Annotated in this window: 1 protein-coding gene; it reads left to right on the top strand. The window is 63.3% G+C overall.

All coding sequences use genetic code 11. The features are described 5' to 3' along the window. The first annotated feature begins 171 nt into the window (after positions 1-171). The gene (locus tag ABGB16_RS33670) at positions 172-1,380 is read left to right on the top strand and encodes a hypothetical protein (RefSeq protein WP_347672092.1); all 1,209 of its coding nucleotides are present in this window, start codon (positions 172-174) and stop codon (positions 1,378-1,380) included. Positions 1,381-1,473 lie beyond the last annotated feature (93 nt).

Raw genomic sequence — 1,473 nt, 5'->3', positions numbered from 1 at the left:
GTGAGAGGACCACTTCATACCGGGGTTCTGCGTCTTTCCCTTGCACCACAACGGGTCCGGGCGTGTCCGCACCGGCCACCAGCACCGCTACCCGCCGCACTCACACCGTTACGCGGAAAGGCTCAATCTCGTCGCCGCCTGGTCCGCCGACGAGTTCAGCGGGAGTTTCAGGTGACTGTCGACCCGGTCGAGTTGAAGCGCGAGCAGGACTATTTCGACGCAGCGTGGGAGCATCGCGAGCGGATGCGCCTTAACCTCGGTAGCGCAGCGGACGCCGCAGCGAATAGCGGTGCTGCTGCCCGCATCCGCCGCGACGCCAAGGCTCGGCAGGAAAGGCTCGGCAAGCCCGACGATGCCGTCGCTTTCGCCCGGATGGACGACGAGTCCGGGGAGAGCCTGTACCTGGGGTATCACGCCATCTTCGATGACGAGTCAAACATCGTTGTTGTCAACTGGCAGGCACCAGCAGCGGCCCGGTACCACAAGGCGACCCATGCTGATCCCCGCGGGCTGTACCTCAAGCGCGACTTCAGCTGCAAGGGCAACATGATCCAAAGCTTCACCGACACGATCCTGGCGGAGCTGTCCGCCGAGATCGCAGAGCTAGAAAGCTGGGAACGGCCGTCTGACACGCTGCTGGCGGAGCTGGAGCGCAACCGCACTGGGTCGATGCAGGACATCGTTCGCACGATCCAGGCTGCGCAGTTCGACCTAATCCAGACGCCTCTGGAAGGCGTGATGGTCGTCCAGGGCGGGCCAGGGACGGGGAAGACGGCCATCGCGCTGCACCGGGTCTCCTGGCTCCTGTTCAACTACCGGGACCAGCTCACGGCAGAAAAAGTCCTCATCATCGGCCCCAACCCGACCTTCACCAGGTACACCCGGATGGTGCTTCCCACTCTCGGTGATACCAGCGTAGAGCAGCTCGATGTTCATCAGCTCCACCCCCCGGTCCGTAGGGGTCGCACCGAGCCGACCGAGGTCGTTCGGCTCAAGGGCGATCCACGCATGGTGGGCCTCGTGGAGAGGGCTCTCTATGCGCGGGTCGGTCTTCCCGACAACCAGAAACACCTACGTGTCGTAATCAACCGACAGCGGATCACGTTGCCGGCAGAGGCCGTCACCGCAACCATTGCCCGTTGCCGTAGCAGCGGTGGCACCTACTCCGAGCGCCGCCAGCTCTTTCGCCAGCTACTGCCCGAAGCGATGTTCGACCTGCTGGCCGAGGACGGGTCAAACGACTTCCGCCGAGGGGGCGTCAGCGGTATCCGGCAGGTGTTGGATCCCCTGATGGACCGAATTTGGCCGTCGACTACCGCAGCTGCGTTCCTTCGAGAGCTGTATGGCGGCTCTTCGAACTTGAGCGGGGTTTGTGGCTGAGCCGACCCGAGAGTGAAGGGCTCGCAGCCCGTCAGTGATCATCTGAGTGTCTAGTTCGGATGGTCACAAGTGATGAGCTGCGAGCATGATCAA

The sequence above is a fragment of the Micromonospora sp. B11E3 genome, from assembly GCF_039871625.1.
Classification (GTDB): Bacteria; Actinomycetota; Actinomycetes; order Mycobacteriales; family Micromonosporaceae; genus Micromonospora.
Note: the sequence above shows the minus strand (reverse complement) of the source record. Positions and strands in the feature narration are given on the sequence as shown.